Origin of the sequence: Streptomyces sp. NPDC059009 (assembly GCF_042740175.1) — a bacterium.
GTDB lineage: Bacteria > Actinomycetota > Actinomycetes > Streptomycetales > Streptomycetaceae > Streptomyces.
The window spans coordinates 23,843-41,173 of record NZ_JBHYJB010000044.1 but is presented as its reverse complement, the minus strand read 5'-3'; the positions used below and the strand labels follow the sequence as shown (position 1 = coordinate 41,173).

The following is a 17,331-nucleotide window of genomic DNA, read 5'->3' as shown; positions in this document are numbered from 1 at the left end:
TGTGATCGGGGGCGCGTCATCGGGGTTGCGTGACTCAGGTCGGCCGACCTGTGCGCATTGGGTAGCGGCTCGTCCACGGCAGAATGGCTCCGTGGACGAGCCGATACCCGTGACCCGCACCGTGGACCACGGCACCGCCAAGCTGATGCCCGACGTGGACCGCGCCCGGGCCTGGCTGCTCACGGTCGACGGCGCGCCGCAGTCGTACGTGGACCTGGACGAGCCGACGTACCTGGAGTTCGAGTACGCGCGGCGGCTCGCTCATGTCCTGGACGCCGCCGCCGAGCCCGGCGAGACGCTGGACGTCGTGCACCTCGGCGGGGGTGCGCTCGCCCTGCCTCGCTACCTCGCCGCCGCCCGGCCCGGCTCCCGGCAGGACGTCGTCGAGGCCGACCGCGGGCTCATCGAGCTGATCGCCGAGCACCTGCCGGTCGCGGACGGCGCCGGGATCGCCGTGCACGGCGCGGACGCGCGGGAGTGGCTCGACGCCGCGCCCGCCGCCAGCGCTGACCTCGTGATCGGGGATGTTTTCGGGGGGGCGCGGGTGCCCGCGCACCTGACGACGGTCGGGTACGCGCATGCGGTGGGGCGGGTCCTGCGGGCGGGTGGCTGCTATGCCGCGAACCTCGCGGACGGGGCTCCGTTCGCGTTCCTGGCGTCCCAACTCGCCACGTTCGGTGCGGTGTTCGGCGAGCTCGCGCTGATCGCGGAGCCTTCGGTGCTGCGCGGGCGGCGGTTCGGGAACGTGGTGCTCGTGGCCGCGCACACGCCGCTGCCCGTCGCGACGCTCGCCCGCAGGGCCGCCGCCGACGCGTTCCCGGCGCGGGTCGAGCACGGGGACGCGCTGCGGCGCTTCATCGGCGCCGCGCAGCCCGTACGGGAGGGGGAGGGTGTGGATTCACCCGAGCCGCCCGACGGAGCCTTCAGCATCGGGTGACCCGGCGGCCGGCCCGGCGGGTCCCGGGAGCTCGGTGGGCTCGGTGGCCGGCCGGGGTGCCGGTTCCGCGGCGGTGATCTCCTTCGTACGGCGGGTCAGGTTCCGTACGTCCGGCACGAACAGCACCAGCGCCGTCATCAGGAACACGAGCGCCGAGCAGCCCCACAGCGAGGCGGTGCGGCCGAAGGCGTCGTCGGCCGGGCCCGCGAGGGCGGTGGCCAGCGGCACCATCGCGACGGAGCCGAACCAGTCGTAGGCGGCGACCCGCGACAGCTTCTCCTCCGGTATCTCCTGGTGCAGCGCCGTCATCCACGAGACGCCGAACACTTCGACGGACACCCCGCAGACGAACATCACGGCGGCCAGCACGGGCACCGGCACGGGCACGGCGAGCGCCGCCGAGGGCGCCGCGAGCGGGAAGACGCACAGGATGCCCGCGAGCAGCAGGCGCCGCGGCTTCCACCGGGTCATCAGGAGCGCGCCGAGGAGGGTGCCCGCGCCGAACGCGCCGAGGGCGAAGCCCCAGGGCCCCGCGCCGCCGAGGTGGTCGCGGGCGACCAGCGGGCCGAACACCGCTTCGGCGGCGCCCACCACCGCGTTGACGACGGCGAACTGCACCACGATCGTCCACAGCCAGGCCCGCCCGGTGAACTCCCGCCAGCCCTCGCGCAGATCGGCGAGCAGCCCGCCGCCCGGCGCCCGCGGCGGTATGTGGCTCACATCGAGGAAGGCCCGCAGCGCGCCCGCGAGCGCGAAGGCGGCCGCGTCCACCGCGAGCACCCAGCCCGGTCCGATCCCCGCGACCAGGACCCCGCCGAGCGCGGCCCCGCCGAGGCCCGCGCCCTGCATCGCCATCCGGTAGAGCGCGAAGGCCCGGCCGGCCTGCTCACCGCTGACCGACGACATCAGCATGCCCTCGGCCGCCGGGCCGAAGAACGCCTGGCCCACGCCGCCGAGCCCGGAGAGCAGCAGCATGTGCCACAGCTCGGCGCGACCGGTGATGACCAGGGCCGCGAAGGCGCCCTGGGAGAGGAAGTTGAGGGTGTTGGCCGCCACCATCACGCGGTGGCGCGGCAGGCGGTCGGCGACGGCGCCGCCGATCAGCAGGAACAGCACGAGCGGCAGCGTGCGGGCGGCGGCCACGAGCCCCACGTCGCCGCCGCTGCCCCCGGCCTCCAGAACCGCGAACGCCGCCGCGATCAGCGCGCCCTGGCTGCCCAGGTTCGTGATGATCGCGGCGGCGGTGAGCAGCGAGTAGTTGCGACCGGCCCAGGAAGGACGCGGGGTCTTGGCGGCGGCAGAGGTCACCACGGGACTATCCCCGGCAGGACCGGTCCGTGCCAATCCCTTTCGCGACGCCGGGCCCTGTGCCGAACCCTTTCGCGGCGCCGGGCCCCGTGCGCGGAAAGCTGGGCGGGCTCAGGACTCCTCGTCGCCGCTCAGCCGGACCGTCTTGAGGATCTTCGTGACCGTCTCGTCCGGCACCTCGTCCTTGACGCCCTTGGCGCCGTAGAAGGTCCAGGCGACGTAGTCACCGGTGCCGTTCTTGAACGCGAACGTGGTGGCCTTGCCGTCCGTGTCGCACTTGCCCTTCTTGGGCACGCCCGTGACGGTGGTCGTCGCGACGCTGCCCTTGATGCCCGCGTCGGTGGTGAAGTCCTTCGGCTTGCCGATCTTCATCAGCTTCTTGGACTTGTCCTTCTGGTCCGTGTAGCCGCCGAAGACCCACCACGCCGAGTCGTTGCGGGCGACGTCCGCGGTGTTCTTCGCGCCGTTCTGGCCCTTGGTGCCGGTGGCGGCGAGGGAGCTGGTGGACTTGTTGCCGTCCTTGTCGTCGTCGGACGAGCACCAGTTCTGCTTGAGGATCGCGGGTGCGGACATGCCGATGAGCGCGCTGCCGTCGCCCTTCTTCTCGTCCTCGAAGCCGATGAAGGTGTCCGCGGTCTCCACCTCCCAGTCGGCCGGGACGTCGAAGGCCGTGCCCCACTTGGGGTTCACGACGACCTTCCACCCGTCGACGGTCGGCTTCGGGTCGCCGCCCGTGCCGCGCCCGCCGTCGTCGCTGCTCTCGCTCGGGCTCGGCTTCTTGGAGACCGACTTCGAGGGGGACTTGGCGGGCGTCTTGCCGTCCGCCTCGTCGTCCTTGTCGCCGCCGAGGACCAGGAAAGCGGTGACGCCCGCGGCCGCCACGACGGCGAGCGCGGCGACGATGGCGGTGATCTTCGTCTTGTTCCCGTTGCCTCCGTTGCCGCCACCCGGCTGCGGGGGCTGCCCCTGGGGCGCCTGCGGGAACGGGCCCGGCGTGGGCGGACCCCACTGACCGGGCTGTTCGGGCTGGGAGAAGCCGCCCGACTGCGGCTGGGCTCCCGGCTGCTGATACCCGGGCTGCTGGTACGGGTTCGGCTGCTGGTACCCCGGCTGCTGGTACGGGTTCTGGTCCTGCGGGTTCTGCTCGCCCCCGGGCGGCTGCTGTCCTGGCCACATGGCGAGTAACCATAGAGGGCGGGGTGGCCCGATGTCATCGTCGGCCCCTGGCGCTGTCCCTGGGGTCCGGTCCGCCCGACTAGGACCGACAGGCCCTACTTGTCCTCGGTGTCGTAGAGGCGCACGGTCGAGAGGATCTTCCGGACGGTGGCGTCCGGGACCTCGGCCTTGACGCCCTTCGCCCCGACGAAGGCCCAGGAGGCGAAGTCGCCCTCGGGGTTGGTGAAGGCGAACACGGTGGCCTTGCCGTCCGAGTCGCACTTGCCGTGCTTGGTCGTGCGGACGCCCTCGGACGTGGACGTGGCCACCTTGCCCTTGAGGCCGGCCTTGGTGGTGTACGACTGTGCGGGCGTGGTCGTGATGCTCTTCTTGTCGGGCTGGGTGTACGCGACGTAGGTCCAGGTACGGGAGTCCTGGCGGGCCATTTCGTCGACGGTCTTCGCCTTGCTGTTGCCGCGCCCCCTGCTGCCGGTCCGCGCGAGCGCCGTCTTGTCCGTGTCGCCGTCCTTGTTGGTGTCGTCCATGCACCACTGCCGCTGGAGGAACGCGGGGGCGCGCATCCCGATGAGGATGCTGTCCTCGTCGCCCGCCTCGCCGCCGGTGATGGCGTAGCCGGGCGTCTCCAGCTCCCAGTCGGCGGGCACTTCGAAGGCGATGCCCTGGCTGGGGTTGGTCACGACCTTCCAGCCCTTCACGGTCGGCTTCAGACTGCCGCCGTCCGCGCGGGAGTTGGAGTCGTCGGAGGCCGAAGCGGTCGGCGAGGTGCGGGACTTGGTCGGCTCGGGCCTCGCCTCGTCGTCCTTGTCGCCGCCGAGCGTGAACAGCGCGGTGACACCGCAGGCCACGACGACGGCGCCGGCCGCGACGAGGGCGATGAGCCGGCTCCGGTCGGACTTCCTGCCGCCACCGCCACCGCCGGTGTCACCGCCACCGTGGGCCGGGGGCACCGACGGGCCGACGGGCTGGGTCGGCGCGTTCCACGGGGCGTGCGGGTCCGGGGCGCCCTGGCCCTGCTGCTGGTACCCCGGCTGCAGATACGGGTTCTGCGCGTTCTGCGGGTTCTGCGAGGGGTTCTGCTCGCCGTCGGGGTTCTGCTGTCCGGGCCACATGGGCCGTAACCCTAGGACACGGGGATCACGGTCGGGCAAGGGCCCGGGCGGTTCTGGTGCGGGGTCCGGGCCCGGGTCCCGCACCGGGCTGCGGCCCCGGCCTCCGGTTCAGCCCTGGCCAAGGCGTTCTACTCGTGGGTAACATCTCGGCATGAGCGCTGACCAGATGTCGATCGGCGAGATGCTCGCCGCCACCGTGCCGATGGTCCGGACCCTGAAGCTCGAGTACCTCGAGACCACTCCGGAGAAGGCCGTGCTCGCCCTGCCCGATCAGGCCGAGTACCAGAATCACGTCGGCGGGCCGCACGCCGGTGCCATGTTCACGTTGGGGGAGTCGGCCACCGGTGCCGTCGTGATCGCCGCCTTCGGGTCCGAGCTGGGCCGTGCGGTGCCGCTGCCGGTGCGGGCCGAGACCACGTACAAGAAGCTGGCCCGCGGTCCGCTGACCGCCACCGCGAGGCTCGGCCGCCCGGCCGCCGAGGTCATCGCCGAGCTGGACGAGGGGCGGCGCCCCGAGTTCCCGATCACGGTCGAGATCCAGCGCGAGGACGGCGCCGTGACGGGCGAGATGACCGTCATCTGGACCCTGCGGCCCAACGACTGAGGGCTCGCTCTTCCACCCGAGCGCGCGGGGGCCGGTCAAGTGACCGCCCCCGCGCACCTGTTGGTGCCGCGCATCCGCACCCCTGCGCGCCCGTCGTCTCCTTCAACTCTTCAATGCGTTCGGCCCCTCCGGAGCCCTCCTTCCGTCACCGTTCTCGCTCATCTCATTGACACGAGTCACTGCCGGGCATAGTTTTCCCGCCGCCCCCGTGGTGTCTAACGGTGCGTCAAGTTTCTTGTGACGCATAGTGCGTTCAAAGGTCGAAGGCGATCCACGCACAGAAGGAGTGACGGTTCATGTCCGACACCGTGTCCCGGCGGTCTGCCCTGCGCCTTCTCGGCGGCGCGATCACCGTGGCCGCCGCGGCCGCCGCGGGCGTCTCGGCGCCCTCGTACGCCGCCGCCCGCACCAGACAGGGGCCCGGTGCCGGGCCCCGGGTCGAGGCCCTCATCGGGAAGCTCACCCTCGACGAGAAGATCTCCCTCCTGCACGGCGGGACCGATCCGAAGGGCCTGGGCCAGGCCGGGTACGTGGCCGGGGTGCCCCGGCTCGGCATCCCCGAGCTGCGGCTCGCCGACGGGCCCGCGGGCGTGCGGGTCACCGCGCACGCCACCGCTCTGCCCGCCCCCGTCCTGCTCGCCGCCGCCTTCGATCCGCGTCTCGCGCGCGAGTACGGGCGGGTCATCGGGAGGGAGGGGCGGGCGCTGGGGCAGGACGTGCTGCTCTCGCCCATGGTGAATCTGATCCGCACCCCGTACGCGGGGCGGAACTTCGAGACCTTCAGCGAGGACCCGCTGCTCGCCGGTGACCTCGTCGCCCAGGAGATCAAGGGGATCCAGGGGGAAGGGCTGATCGCCACGGTCAAGCACTTCGCCCTCAACAACCAGGAGAAGGACCGCATGTCGATCGACGTGCGGGCCGACGAGCGGACCATGCGGGAGACGGAGCTGCGGGGCTTCCAGGCCGCCGTGGACGCCGGGGTGGGGTCCGTCATGGGGGCCTACAACAAGGTCAACGGGACCTTCGCGTGCGAGAGCCGTGAGCTGCTCACCGGGGTGCTGCGGGAGGGCTGGGGGTTCGACGGGTGGGTGATGACCGACTGGTTCGCCGCCCACTCCACCGTCGCCGCGATCGCCGCCGGGCTCGACATGGAGATGCCGAACGACGGCTACTTCGGGGCCGCCCTGAAGAAGGCCGTCCTGGACGGGAGCGTCCCGCAGGCGCACGTCGACCGGTCCGTGCGGCGGGTGCTCGGGGTCATGGAGCGGTTCGGGCTCCTGGACGGGAGCGTGCCGGAGCGGCCGGGGCGCGACCCCGCCGCCGGGGCCGCCGTGGCCCTCGAAGTCGCCAAGGCCGGGGCCACGCTGCTGCACAACGCCCGGCGCATGCTGCCGCTCGACGGGCGGGCCGCCCGCAGCATCGCCGTCATCGGGCCCACCGGCTCCCTGCCCTTCGTGAGCGGCGGCGGCAGCGCCCATGTCGTCCCCGACCGGGCCGAGAGCCCCCTCGACGCCATCCGGGCCCGGGCCGGGAAGGGCGCCGCCGTCACCTACGCCCTCGGTGAGGACCTCTTCGGGAAGGCCCTGCCCGGCGGCGTCCTGACCCCCGGGTTCGACCCCGAGGGGCAGCGCGTCGAGGCGGGCAGGGACTGGTCGTACGAGGGGACGCTGAGCGTCGCCGACGCCGACGAGTGGACGTTCGTCATCCACTACTCGGGCGAGCGGCCCAAGGTGGAGCTCGACGGGACGGAGCTCTTTCCGCCGCTGCCCGGGTACGGGGAGTTCTTCACCGGGGGTCTGGTGTCCGCCGCGACCGACGGGCTCGCCGTGCGGCGCAGGGCGCAGCCCCTCGCGAAGGGCGGGCACCGGCTGCGCATCACCGCGAAGGGCGGCGCGCAGGGGCAGACCTTCCGGCTGCGGCGCATCACCGGCGCCACCCGCGCGACGGACGTGGCCGCCGCGGTGCGGGCCGCGCGCGGCGCCCACAGCGTGGTCCTGTTCGCGTACGAGGACGCCACCGAGGGCCAGGACCGCACGACCGTCGCGCTCCCCGGCCACCAGGAGGCGCTGATCCAGGCGGTGACCGCGGCCAACCCCCGTACGACCGTGGTCCTCAACACCTCGTCCGCGACCTCCATGCCGTGGCTGGAGCGGACCGCGGCCGTGCTGCAGATGTACTACCCCGGGCAGGAGGGCGCGGCCGCCACCGCCGCCGTCCTGTTCGGGGACTGCGACCCGGGTGGACGGCTCACCCAGTCCTTCCCGGTCGACGACGACCGCCATCCCGTCGCCGGGGACCCGAAGCGCTACCCGGGGGTCGACGGGGTCGAGGAGTACTCGGAGGGGATCCACGTCGGCTACCGCTGGTACGACACCGAAGGGGTGCGGCCGCTGTTCCCGTTCGGGCACGGACTGTCGTACACCTCCTTCTCCTACTCGGACTTGAGGGTGCGTCAGGTGCGGTCGGGCGGGGACGTCGAGGTGAGTTTCCAGGTGCGGAACACGGGGCGCAGGGACGGTGTGAGTGTCGCGCAGGTGTATGTGGGGGCCGCTCCGGAGCTGGGCCTCGCGCAGGCGAAGCGGGCGCTCGGCGGCTACCGGCGGGTCGCGCTGCAGGCGGGGGAGCGGCGCCGGGTCACCGTACGGGTCGACGCGCGGACGCTGTCGTCGTGGGACGTGAAGCGGCACGGGTGGGTGCTCGGCACCGGGCGCAGGGATGTCGAAGTGGGCGTATCGGCAAGGGAATTCAGGCTGCACGGGCATGTCGTCGTGAAGGGAGCGTCCGGATGAGACGTACGCGAGGGGCAGTGGGGCGGATACGGCGGGCCGGGGCCGTGGTCGCCGGGTGCGCGGCGGCCGTGGCCGCGGCCGGGCTCGCGCCGACGGCCGCGCAGGCGGCGCAGGCTGTCCCCAGCAGTGGTGGCGGTGCGGTGGTGCGGACCGACGCCGGGTGGGTGCGGGGCGAAGTCACCCGCGAGGGACGGCAGTTCCTCGGGATCCCCTACGCCGAGCAGCCCGTCGGGGACCTGCGCTGGCGGCCGCCGCGCCCCGCCGAGCCCTGGAGGGGCGTACGGGACGCCGACGCGTTCGGCAACCGGTGTGTACAGACGGCCAGTTGGGATCCGGGTTACGAGAACCCGAGCCACACCGAGGACTGTCTCGACCTGAACGTGTACGCCCCCGAGGGCGGCGAGCGGCGGCCCGTGATGGTGTGGCTGCACGGCGGCGGACTCACCGCCGGCGCGGGCGAGGACATCGTGCCCGACGCCTTCGCCCGGCAGACCGGCGCCGTCGTCGTCACCGTCAACTACCGCCTGGGGGCCATGGGTTTCCTCGCCACCGAGGGGCTCGACCAGGAGGCTGCCGACCGCGTCTCCGGCAACTTCGGGATGCAGGACCAGCAGGCCGCGCTGCGCTGGGTGCGCGCCAACATCGGGCGGTTCGGCGGGGACGCCGGGCGCGTGACGATCGCGGGCGAGTCGGCGGGCGGCCGGTCCGTCTGCACCCAGCTCGCCTCGCCCGGCGCCCGGGGCCTGTACCGGGCGGGCATCGTGGAGAGCGGTGCGTACGGGGACTGTGCGGGCCGTGCGCACGGGAAGGCGGTCGCCTCCGGTGCGGAGTTCGCGAAGAAGGCGGGCTGCCCCGACCCGGCCACGGCGCTCAACTGCTTGCGGAGAAAACCGGCCAAGGACATCCTCGCCGCGCAGGCCGGGTTCGACTGGGGTCCGGTCGTCGGCGGGGGCTTCCTCCCGCAGCAGCCCATGAAGGCGTACGCGGCGGGGAGCGCGGCCGGGATCCCGGTCCTCAACGGCGCCAACTCCGACGAGGGCAGGCTCTTCGTGTACCCGCGCTTCGAGGGGCAGGGCAAGCCGCTGACCGCCGCCCAGTACCCGGGCGCGCTCACGCAGGAGTACGGGGCGCAGGTCGGCGCCGCCGCCCTGAAGCGGTATCCGCTGTCGGCGTTCGCCTCGCCCACGCACGCCTTCGCGGCGACGGCCGGGGACCGGATGTTCGCGTGCTCGGCGCTGCGGCTCGACCGGGCGCTCGCGGGGCGCGGGCCCGTCTACGGCTATGAGTTCGCGGACCGCACCTCGCCGCCGTTCGCCTCGATCCGGGAGGCGGGCAGGACCTTCGACTTCGGGGCGACGCATGTGAACGAGGTCCAATACCTCTTCAAACACTTCGGCCTGAAAACTCCCCTCAACCGTGAACAGCGCGCCCTGTCACGGCAGATGGTCGGGTACTGGGGTTCCTTCATCCACGGCGGCCCGCCTCGTGCCGAGGGCCAGCCCACCGTCCCCGACCAGCGTGAACATCCAGGTCAGGTGCTGTCTCTGCGCACCGCGTCGGCGGGCGGGAACACCGTCGGGACGGCGCTGGACGGTGTTCATGTGTGCGACCTCTGGGACTCCGTGCCGGCGGAGTGACCGGGTAGGCTGCCCGGCGTGCGCGAGCAGGTGGGGGCGCGCACGCCGGGTGCACGAACATCACAACGGGAGGAACCGGCTTGCACGTCCAGGAGTGGCTCGAGACCGTACCGGCGGTCGCCGTCTACGCGTTGGTGGCCGGCGTCATCGGTCTGGAGAGCCTCGGGATTCCGCTGCCCGGCGAGATCGTGCTGATCTCGGCGGCGCTGCTGTCGTCGCAGCAGGACCACATCAACCCGGTGATTCTGGGGGCGTGCGCGAGCGCGGGGGCGGTCATCGGCGACTCCATCGGCTATGCCATCGGACGCAAGGGCGGCAGACCGCTCCTCGCCTGGCTGGGACGGAAGTTCCCCAAGCACTTCAGCGAGGCGAACGTCGGCAGCGCCGAGCGGTCCTTCCAGAAGTGGGGCATGTGGGCCGTGTTCTTCGGCCGCTTCGTCGCCCTGCTGCGGATCTTCGCGGGCCCGCTCGCGGGCGTCCTGCACATGCCGTACTGGAAGTTCCTGATCGCCAACGTCCTCGGCGGCATCGTCTGGGCGGGCGGCACCACCGCCGTCATCTACTACGTGGGCGTCGTCGCCGAGGACTGGCTGAAGCGGTTCTCGTACCTCGGCCTGGCCCTGGCCCTGCTCATCGGCCTGGCCTCGATGCTGGTCGTCAAGCGCCGGGCGAAGAAGCACGCGGCGCAGGGCGGCGACGCGACGCCCGAACCCGCCGTCGCCACCGACTGACACCCCTCGGGCGTGCGCTACTCGGCGTGCGCCTCGCGGTGGGTCTTGGCGAGCTCCACGTACACCGTGCCGTTCAGCGAAATGCCCGCCCGCTCCTCCTCGGTGAGCGGGCGGCGCACCTTCGCGGGCACCCCCGCGACCAGCGAGCCCGGCGGCACCTCCATGCCCTGCGGGACCAACGCCTGGGCGGCGACCAGTGAACCGGCGCCGATCACCGCGCCGTTGAGGACCGTGGCGCCCATGCCGACGAGGCAGTCGTCCTCGACGGTGCAGCCGTGCAGCACCGCGTTGTGGCCGACCGAGACGCGCTCGCCGACGGTCAGCGGGAAGCCCGGGTCGGCGTGGAGCGTGCAGTTGTCCTGGATGTTGGCGTCGGCGCCGACCACGATGGCCTCGCAGTCGCCGCGCAGGACCGCCCCGTACCAGGCGCTGGCGCCCGCGCCCAGGGTCACGTCGCCGACCAGGACCGAGGTCGGCGCGGTGAAGGCGGCCGGATCGACCTTCGGCTCCTTGCCGCCGACTCCCTTGATCAGTGCCTCGTGGCCCATCGGAACTCCCCTTCGTACGTACGTCTGGTCACGCCTGAGCGAACGGTACGGGACGGGTGCGCGGGCCGTCGCGTGGGGTGAAGATCACAGGTCGTGGGCCTCACCGGCGCGGGCGCGGCTGAGTACCGTGTGCGGGTGCCGAAGAGTAAGAACACGTTCTCGTCTGTCTCCGCTTGGCGGCGCCGTGTCGCGCAGCGCGCCGTGCACGCGGGCTGGGCGTGGGTGCAGCGCACCGGAGCGGTCAGCCAGGAGCGGCCCGGGCGGCTGCGGTTCGGCTCGATCGGGCCCGGCACCAAGCTGGCCTTCCCGCAGGGCACCGTCTTCGGGGCGCCCTGGATCCACCTCGGCGACCACTGCATCATCGGCGAACACGTCACGCTGACCGCCGGGATGATGCCCGACCTGGACCTCGGCCCGGACCCGATCCTGACCATCGGCAGCGGCGTCGTCCTCGGCCGTGGCAGCCACGTCATCGCCGACACGAGGGTGACGATCGGCGACGACACCTACTTCGGCCCGTATGTCTACGTGACCTCGACCAACCACTCGTACGACGATCCGCACACCCCCATCGGCAAGCAGTGGCCGCGCATGGAGCCCGTGGAGATCGGCCCCGGCTGCTGGATCGGCACGGGTGCGGTGATCCTTCCCGGGGCGCGGCTCGGCCGGAACGTGGTGGTGGCGGCCGGTGCGGTCGTCCGCGGTGAGGTGCCCGACCACGCGGTGGTGGCCGGGGCGCCCGCCCGGGTGGTGCGCAGCTGGGACGCGGAGAAGGGGTGGCAGCCGCCGCTGCGCACCCCCGCTCCGGTGCCGATCCCCGAGGGCGTCACGCCCGAAGAGCTGCTGGCGCTGGGCGAGTTGAGCGATACCTGAGTCCCGGTGCGCCCCGGCTCTCAGCCGGTGGCCAGCAGGACCGTGCCGACCAGGGCCAGGCCCGCGCCCGCCGCCTGCACCCCGCGCAGCCGTTCCTTGAGGATGCCGCGCGCGGCGAGCGCGGTGACCACGGGGTAGAGCGAGGCGAGCACGGCGGCGATGGTGACGGGGCCGGTCTGGGCGGCCACCGAGTATGTGCCGTTCGCCGCGACGTCGGCGAGGCCGACGAAGGCGAGGGCGGGCAGCGACTTCCGGACGATCTCCATTCCGGCGCCCTCCGGGAGCGCGGAGCCGCCCCGGCGCACGGAGACCCACAGGGCCGCGCCGCCCGCGGCGACGTTGGTCACGCGCTGCACGAAGAGGGCCAGGAACAGCCCGGTGAGGGTGGTGGACGCCTCGGCGATGAGGGCCATCACGGCGCCGAAGCCGAAGGCCGCGAGGAGGGTGAGCAGCACCGCCTGGCGCTGGACCGGGGCGCCGCGCAGCTCCGGTCCGCCCGCGAGCACGATGCCCGCGACCGCTACCGCGATCCCCGCCACCTGGCCGAGGCCCGGGCGTTCGCCGAGGAACAGGCCGACGCCCACCGGGACGGCCACGCCGAGGGAGCCGAGCGGGGAGACGACGCCCATCGGGCCGAGGGCGAGCGCCTTGTAGAAGGCGAGCATCGCGACCGGACCGACCAGGCCCGCGCCCACCGCGAACCACAGCTGCGGCCCCCACTCCGTCCAGCCGCCGGTCGCGAGCACGATGGCGCCGAGGACGACCACGGCGATGCACTGCGAGGCCACCACGACCGTGAGCGCGGGGATGCGCCGGGTCAGCAGTCCGCCGCCGAAGTCGGCGAGGCCCCAGAGCAGGCTGGTGGCCAAGGCGAACAGTGCTGTCATGATCGGGACCTCGCAGTACAGTGTGGTGAACCTTCAGGTGCACCACACCGTAGTTCACTGCAATGAACTCTGTCATCCAAAATAATGGACGGAATGGGTCGGCCCGTGTCGGATCTCGATCAGCTCACTCAGTCGCTCGCGCGCAACCTCAAGCGCTGGCGCGGCGAGCGGGGCTTCACGCTCGACGCCCTCGCGGCCCGCTCCGGGGTCAGCCGGGGCATGATCATCCAGATCGAGCAGGCCCGCACGAACCCCAGTGTCGGCATCACCGTCAAGCTCGCCGACGCGCTCGGCGTCAGCATCACCACGCTCCTCGACTACGAACAGGGCCCGGACGTACGGCTGGTGCCCCCGGAGCAGATGGTGCGCATGTGGTCCACGGAGGCCGGGTCGAGCACCACGCTCCTCGTCGGCGCCGAGGTGCGCGGTCCGTTCGAGCTGTGGCAGTGGAAGCTGATGCCCGGCGACGGCAGCGACTCGGACGCGCACCCGCCGGGCACCGCCGAGCTGCTGCACGTCACGGCGGGCGAGCTGACCCTCGTCGTCGGCGGCGAGGAGCACCTCGTACCGGCGGGCTGTGCCGCGACGTTCGAGGCCAATGTGGCGCACGGCTACCACAACAAGGGGGACGTGCCGGTGGAGATGACGATGTCGGTGTCGGTGCCGCCCGCGCATGCGGCGGCGTACTGAAGCCCCGCGGGCGCCGAAGCCGGTGTGCGGGCCCGCCTGTTAGCGTGCGCGCATGCGTGCTCCTCTCGGAAACTTCGACGTCGTCCGCCCCGCCCCCGAGGCCCTCGACCTGCTCGTCGCGCCCGTCGCCGCCGCCGTGCGCGCCTGGGCTGGTGCTGTCCCCGCCGAGCAGCTCGTCCACGTCGACACCGACCCGGAGTGGGCCGACACCGCGACGTTCGTGGAGCACTACGGGCCCGAGCTCCTGGACGAGTCCGCGAACTGCGTCGTCGTCGCCGGGAAGCGGGGCGGCGAGGTGAGCCTCGCGGCCTGCGTCGTGCTGTCCAGCCACCGGGTGGACGTCAACGGCGTCGTGCGGCGCCAACTCGGCGCCCGCAAAGCCTCGTTCGCGCCGATGGACACGGCCACCGGGGAGACCGGCATGGAGTACGGCGGCATCACCCCCGTCGGGCTGCCCGCCGACTGGCCGGTCCTGGTGGACGCGGCCGTCGCCGACCTGCCGTACGCCCTGATCGGCAGCGGCAGCCGCCGGGGCAAGCTCATCGTGCCGGGCAAGGCGCTGGCGGGGCTGCCGAACGCGACGGTGGTGGAGGGGCTCGGCGCGCCGGTGCGGTGAAGGCGGCGGACTACGTGTCCAGGCCGCCGCGGGCGACGAGTTGGCGGGCTATGAGGGAGCGCTGGATCTCGTTGGTGCCCTCACCGACGATCATCAACGGGGCGTCCCGGAAGTAGCGTTCGACGTCGAACTCCGTCGAGTAGCCGTAGCCGCCGTGGATGCGCACCGCGTCCAGGGCCACCCGCATCGCCGTCTCGGACGCGAAGAGCTTCGCCATGCCCGCCTCCATGTCGACGCGGCGGCCCGCGTCCATCGCGCGGGCCGCGTGCAGGGTGAGCTGACGGGCCGCCGTGAGTGAAGTGGCCATCTCCGCAAGGTGGTTGCCCACCGACTGGTGCTTCCAGATGGGTTCGCCGAACGACTCGCGCTCCTGCGCGTACCGCAGCGCGTCCTCGAACGCCGCCCGGCCCACGCCGAGCGCCCGCGCCGCGACCTGGAGGCGGCCCGTCTCCAGGCCCTTCATCATCTGCGCGAAGCCCTCGCCCTCGACGCCGCCGAGCAGCGCGCCCGCCGGGGCCCGGTGGCCGTCGAAGCTCAACTCGCAGCTCTCCACGCCCTTGTAGCCCAGCTTCGGCAGGTCGCGGGAGACCGTCAGGCCCGGGCCGTGCTCGACGAGGAGGATCGAGATGCCCCGGTGGCGGGGGTCGGCGTCTGGGTCGGTCTTGCACAGCAGCGCGATCAGGCCCGCGCGGCGTGCGTTGGTGATCCACGTCTTCGCGCCGTCGACGACGTACGTGTCCCCGTCGCGCCGCGCGACCGTGCGCAGGGCCTGCAGATCGGAGCCGCCCCCGGGCTCGGTGAGGGCCATCGCCGCGCGCACCTCGCCCGTCGCGAGCCCCGGCAGCCAGCGCGCCCGCTGCTCCCGGGTGCCGAAGAGGAGCAGGAGCTTCGCAACCACGGTGTGGCCGCCCATGGCGCCCGCCAGGCTCATCCAGCCGCGCGCCAGCTCCTCGGTGATCAGCACGAAGCAGGACGCGGACACGGGCGTGCCCCCGTACTCCTCGGGGACCGCGAGACCGAAGACCCCCAGCTCCTTCATGCGCGCGATCAGCGCCTCCGGGTAGGTGTCCGCGTGCTCCAACTCGCGGGCCACGGGCCGTACTTCCTTGTCGACGAAGGCGCGGACCGTGGCGACGGCGAGGCGTTCGTCGGGGGAGAGGAGGTCGAGGGTGCTCACGGTGTACCTTCCGGGGGGCTTCAGGAGGTGGGGCCGCCGATGACGCCCTGCGCGCGTAGTTCGTCGAGCTCCGCGGGGCTCAGGCCGAGGGCTGCGAGCACGCGGTCGGTGTGTTCGCCGGGGGCCGGTACGGGGTCCATGCGGGGCTCCACCCCGGCCAGGCGGACCGGGGGCAGGAGCGCCTCCATGGCCTGTGCGCCCGGGAGCCCGACCTTCGACCAGCGGTCGCGCTCGGTCAGGACCGGGTGGTCGAGGAACTCGTGGACCGAGTTCACGCCCGCGTTGGCGATGTTCGCCTCGTCGAGCAGGGCCATGGCGCGCTCGCTGGTGAGCTCCCGGAAGCGGGCGGCGATGAGCGCGTTGAGCTCCTCGCGGTGCGCGACCCGGTCGGAGCCGGTGGCGAAGCGTGGATCGTCGGTGAGTTCGGGGCGGCCGAGGACATGGGCGCACAGGGCCGCCCACTCGGGTTCGTTCTGCACGGACAGGAGCACGTCCTTGCCGTCCGCCGCGGTGAAGGGGCCGTAGGGCGCGACGGTGGCGTGCTGCGCGCCGACGCGCGGCGGCTGTGTCCCGCCGTAGCGCGTGTAGTACGCGGGCTGGCTCATCCACTCGGCGAGCGCGTCGAAGAGGGAGACCTCGACGGCGTGCGCGCGGCCCGTCGTGGCGCGTGTGAACAGGGTCGACAGGATGCCGGTGTACAGGTACATCCCGCCCGCGATGTCGGCGACGGAGATCCCGACCCGCACGGCCTCCTCGGGCGTCCCGGTCAGCTGGAGCAGCCCCGTCTGGCACTGCACGAGCAGGTCGTACGCCTTGCGGTCCGCCCACGGTCCGTCGGTGCCGTAGCCGGTGAGGGTGCAGGGGATCAGGGACGGGTGGCGGGCCTGGAGCTCCGCCGCGCCGAGACCGAGGCGGTCGGCGGCGCCCGGGGCCAGGTTCTGCACGAACACATCGGCGCCCGCGAGGAGTCGGGCGAGAATCGCGCGGCCCCGCGCCGACTTGAGGTCGAGCGTGACGGACTCCTTGGACCGGTTGAGCCACACGAAATAGCTGGCCTGCCCGTGCACCGTGGTGTCGTAGCGCCGCGCGAAGTCCCCGCCGCCCGGCCGCTCGACCTTGATGACCCGGGCCCCGAGATCGGCGAGCTGCCGGGTGGCGAAGGGGGCGGCGACGGCCTGTTCGAGGCTGACGACGGTGATGCCGTCGAGGGGGAGGGGAAGCGGGGGTGGCATGGGCGGACCTCGGGGTTCGGGGCGCGGGCAGAGTCATTGTGCGGGGTGGGGGTGGATGAATCGAGGGGTGGTCCAGCCTGGGGTGGCCCGGCATTGCGAGCTCTCTGTACATGCGGGATTGCCGCAAGTACAGGTTCACTGTCAGTCGCGGGACCTACCGTGGTGCGCATGACTACTTCGCCGGGTCCGCCGCCCTCGCCGGGCGTCTCTCCGCCGACGTACGCGCGGCAGTGCGCCGAGATCGTCGCGCAGGCGGAGCTCCTCGCGTCCCGCATCGCGGCCGCGGACCTGACGGTCCCGGTGCCGTCCTGCCCGGGGTGGAACGTGGGGCAGTTGGTGCGCCACCTCGGCGGCGGCCAGCGCTGGGCCGAGGAGATGGTGCGCACGCGCGCGAAGGAGCCGGCGCCCGACGGCTTCTTCCGCAACCTCGCGCCGTACGCGCACGAGGACCCCACAGTTCTCACGCCCTGGCTGCGTGAGGGCGCCGAGCGGCTCGCGGACACGCTGCGGGCGGCCGGCCCGGAGGCCACACTGTGGACGCCGGTACCGGGCGGGACCACCGCGTTCTACGCCCGCCGCTTCACCCACGAGACAGCCATCCACCGCGCCGACGCGATACTCGCCCTCGGCGAGAGGTACACGCTGGACGAGGCGGTCGCCGTCGACGCGCTCGACGAGTGGCTGGAGCTCGGCTCCCTGCCATGGCACTTCGAGGCCGACCCGCGCATGCGGGAGCTCCCCGGCCCCGGCCGCACCCTCCACCTGCACGCCACGGACATGGCGCCGGAGGCGGGCGCGGAGTGGGTGGTCGACCTCACGGGCGACGTGATCACCTGGCGCCGGGGCCACGAGAAGTGCGCGGTCGCGGTGCGGGGGCCGCTGGTGGAGCTGCTTCTGCTCGTGTACCGGAGGCGGCCGGCCGACAGCCGGGCCTTTGAGATCCTGGGGGACGCGGGGCTGCTCGGCTTCTGGCTGGACCGGGTGGGCTTCGGCTGAGCTTCGGCGGAGCTGGACCAG

General features: G+C 72.9%; 16 protein-coding genes. 9 read left to right on the top strand and 7 right to left on the bottom strand.

Annotation, left to right across the window (positions count from 1 at the left end):
* Positions 1-91 precede the first annotated feature (91 nt).
* The gene (locus ACFWYM_RS35140; protein ID WP_384846553.1) at positions 92-937 is read left to right on the top strand and encodes a spermidine synthase; all 846 of its coding nucleotides are present in this window, start codon (positions 92-94) and stop codon (positions 935-937) included.
* Here the strand turns inward: ACFWYM_RS35140 and ACFWYM_RS35135 are convergent.
* From ACFWYM_RS35135 to ACFWYM_RS35125, 3 genes are all read right to left on the bottom strand, one after another.
* The gene (locus tag ACFWYM_RS35135) at positions 899-2,248 is read right to left on the bottom strand and encodes an MFS transporter (RefSeq protein ID WP_384846551.1); all 1,350 of its coding nucleotides are present in this window, start codon (positions 2,246-2,248) and stop codon (positions 899-901) included. The genes ACFWYM_RS35140 and ACFWYM_RS35135 overlap by 39 nt on opposite strands.
* A 108-nt stretch (positions 2,249-2,356) precedes the next feature.
* Complete coding sequence (locus tag ACFWYM_RS35130; RefSeq protein ID WP_384846549.1) at positions 2,357-3,421, bottom strand: hypothetical protein; 1,065 nt, start codon at positions 3,419-3,421, stop codon at positions 2,357-2,359.
* A 95-nt stretch (positions 3,422-3,516) separates the two neighbouring features.
* Positions 3,517-4,530, bottom strand: a complete 1,014-nt coding sequence (locus ACFWYM_RS35125; protein WP_384846547.1) for a hypothetical protein — start codon at positions 4,528-4,530, stop codon at positions 3,517-3,519.
* Between the two features lie 166 nt (positions 4,531-4,696).
* Here ACFWYM_RS35125 and ACFWYM_RS35120 point away from each other — a divergent pair, with 166 nt between their 5' ends.
* The 4 genes from ACFWYM_RS35120 to ACFWYM_RS35105 all read left to right on the top strand — a co-directional run bounded on the left by ACFWYM_RS35120 (position 4,697) and on the right by ACFWYM_RS35105 (position 10,291).
* Positions 4,697-5,134, top strand: coding sequence for a DUF4442 domain-containing protein (locus ACFWYM_RS35120; protein ID WP_384846660.1), 438 nt, complete (start codon positions 4,697-4,699; stop codon positions 5,132-5,134).
* Positions 5,135-5,430: 296 nt separating this feature from the next.
* A complete protein-coding gene (locus ACFWYM_RS35115) occupies positions 5,431-7,923 on the top strand; it encodes a beta-glucosidase (RefSeq protein ID WP_384846545.1) in 2,493 nt (830 codons plus the stop codon).
* The gene (locus ACFWYM_RS35110) at positions 7,920-9,560 is read left to right on the top strand and encodes a carboxylesterase/lipase family protein (RefSeq protein WP_384846543.1); all 1,641 of its coding nucleotides are present in this window, start codon (positions 7,920-7,922) and stop codon (positions 9,558-9,560) included. Before ACFWYM_RS35115 ends, ACFWYM_RS35110 begins: the two co-directional genes overlap by 4 nt.
* An 80-nt stretch (positions 9,561-9,640) precedes the next feature.
* The gene (locus ACFWYM_RS35105; RefSeq protein WP_384846541.1) at positions 9,641-10,291 is read left to right on the top strand and encodes a DedA family protein; all 651 of its coding nucleotides are present in this window, start codon (positions 9,641-9,643) and stop codon (positions 10,289-10,291) included.
* Between the two features lie 17 nt (positions 10,292-10,308).
* Here the strand turns inward: ACFWYM_RS35105 and ACFWYM_RS35100 are convergent, their stop codons facing one another.
* On the bottom strand, positions 10,309-10,839 hold the full coding sequence (locus ACFWYM_RS35100) for a gamma carbonic anhydrase family protein (RefSeq protein ID WP_384846539.1): 531 nt from the start codon (positions 10,837-10,839) through the stop codon (positions 10,309-10,311).
* Positions 10,840-10,974: 135 nt separating this feature from the next.
* On the opposite strand from ACFWYM_RS35100, the gene ACFWYM_RS35095 reads away from it, so the two are divergent.
* On the top strand, positions 10,975-11,712 hold the full coding sequence (locus ACFWYM_RS35095; RefSeq protein WP_384846537.1) for an acyltransferase: 738 nt from the start codon (positions 10,975-10,977) through the stop codon (positions 11,710-11,712).
* A gap of 20 nt (positions 11,713-11,732) precedes the next feature.
* Here ACFWYM_RS35095 and ACFWYM_RS35090 read toward each other — a convergent pair whose 3' ends face one another.
* A complete protein-coding gene (locus ACFWYM_RS35090) occupies positions 11,733-12,599 on the bottom strand; it encodes an EamA family transporter (protein ID WP_384846535.1) in 867 nt (288 codons plus the stop codon).
* 105 nt (positions 12,600-12,704) lie between these two features.
* On the opposite strand from ACFWYM_RS35090, the gene ACFWYM_RS35085 reads away from it, so the two are divergent.
* Both ACFWYM_RS35085 and ACFWYM_RS35080 read left to right on the top strand, forming a co-directional pair.
* On the top strand, positions 12,705-13,289 hold the full coding sequence (locus ACFWYM_RS35085) for a helix-turn-helix domain-containing protein (RefSeq protein WP_384846533.1): 585 nt from the start codon (positions 12,705-12,707) through the stop codon (positions 13,287-13,289).
* A 52-nt stretch (positions 13,290-13,341) separates the two neighbouring features.
* The gene (locus ACFWYM_RS35080; protein ID WP_384846531.1) at positions 13,342-13,905 is read left to right on the top strand and encodes a YbaK/EbsC family protein; all 564 of its coding nucleotides are present in this window, start codon (positions 13,342-13,344) and stop codon (positions 13,903-13,905) included.
* Between the two features lie 10 nt (positions 13,906-13,915).
* Here ACFWYM_RS35080 and ACFWYM_RS35075 read toward each other — a convergent pair whose 3' ends face one another.
* Both ACFWYM_RS35075 and ACFWYM_RS35070 read right to left on the bottom strand, forming a co-directional pair.
* Positions 13,916-15,082 (bottom strand): acyl-CoA dehydrogenase family protein, encoded by a 1,167-nt coding sequence (locus ACFWYM_RS35075; protein ID WP_384846529.1) that lies wholly within the window; start codon positions 15,080-15,082, stop codon positions 13,916-13,918.
* Between the two features lie 20 nt (positions 15,083-15,102).
* Complete coding sequence (locus ACFWYM_RS35070) at positions 15,103-16,314, bottom strand: CaiB/BaiF CoA transferase family protein (protein ID WP_384846527.1); 1,212 nt, start codon at positions 16,312-16,314, stop codon at positions 15,103-15,105.
* A gap of 168 nt (positions 16,315-16,482) precedes the next feature.
* Between ACFWYM_RS35070 and ACFWYM_RS35065 the strand changes: the two genes are divergently transcribed.
* Positions 16,483-17,310, top strand: coding sequence for a maleylpyruvate isomerase family mycothiol-dependent enzyme (locus ACFWYM_RS35065; RefSeq protein ID WP_384846525.1), 828 nt, complete (start codon positions 16,483-16,485; stop codon positions 17,308-17,310).
* Positions 17,311-17,331 lie beyond the last annotated feature (21 nt).

Coding starts and splice junctions, on each gene's coding strand:
- ACFWYM_RS35130 (WP_384846549.1), bottom strand. CDS start 3,421: ATGTGGCCAGGACAGCAGCCGCCCGGGGGCGAGCAGAACCCGCAGGAC.
- ACFWYM_RS35125 (WP_384846547.1), bottom strand. CDS start 4,530: ATGTGGCCCGGACAGCAGAACCCCGACGGCGAGCAGAACCCCTCGCAG.
- ACFWYM_RS35120 (WP_384846660.1), top strand. CDS start 4,697: ATGTCGATCGGCGAGATGCTCGCCGCCACCGTGCCGATGGTCCGGACC.
- ACFWYM_RS35115 (WP_384846545.1), top strand. CDS start 5,431: ATGTCCGACACCGTGTCCCGGCGGTCTGCCCTGCGCCTTCTCGGCGGC.
- ACFWYM_RS35110 (WP_384846543.1), top strand. CDS start 7,920: ATGAGACGTACGCGAGGGGCAGTGGGGCGGATACGGCGGGCCGGGGCC.
- ACFWYM_RS35100 (WP_384846539.1), bottom strand. CDS start 10,839: ATGGGCCACGAGGCACTGATCAAGGGAGTCGGCGGCAAGGAGCCGAAG.
- ACFWYM_RS35090 (WP_384846535.1), bottom strand. CDS start 12,599: ATGACAGCACTGTTCGCCTTGGCCACCAGCCTGCTCTGGGGCCTCGCC.
- ACFWYM_RS35080 (WP_384846531.1), top strand. CDS start 13,342: ATGCGTGCTCCTCTCGGAAACTTCGACGTCGTCCGCCCCGCCCCCGAG.
- ACFWYM_RS35070 (WP_384846527.1), bottom strand. CDS start 16,314: ATGCCACCCCCGCTTCCCCTCCCCCTCGACGGCATCACCGTCGTCAGC.
- ACFWYM_RS35065 (WP_384846525.1), top strand. CDS start 16,483: ATGACTACTTCGCCGGGTCCGCCGCCCTCGCCGGGCGTCTCTCCGCCG.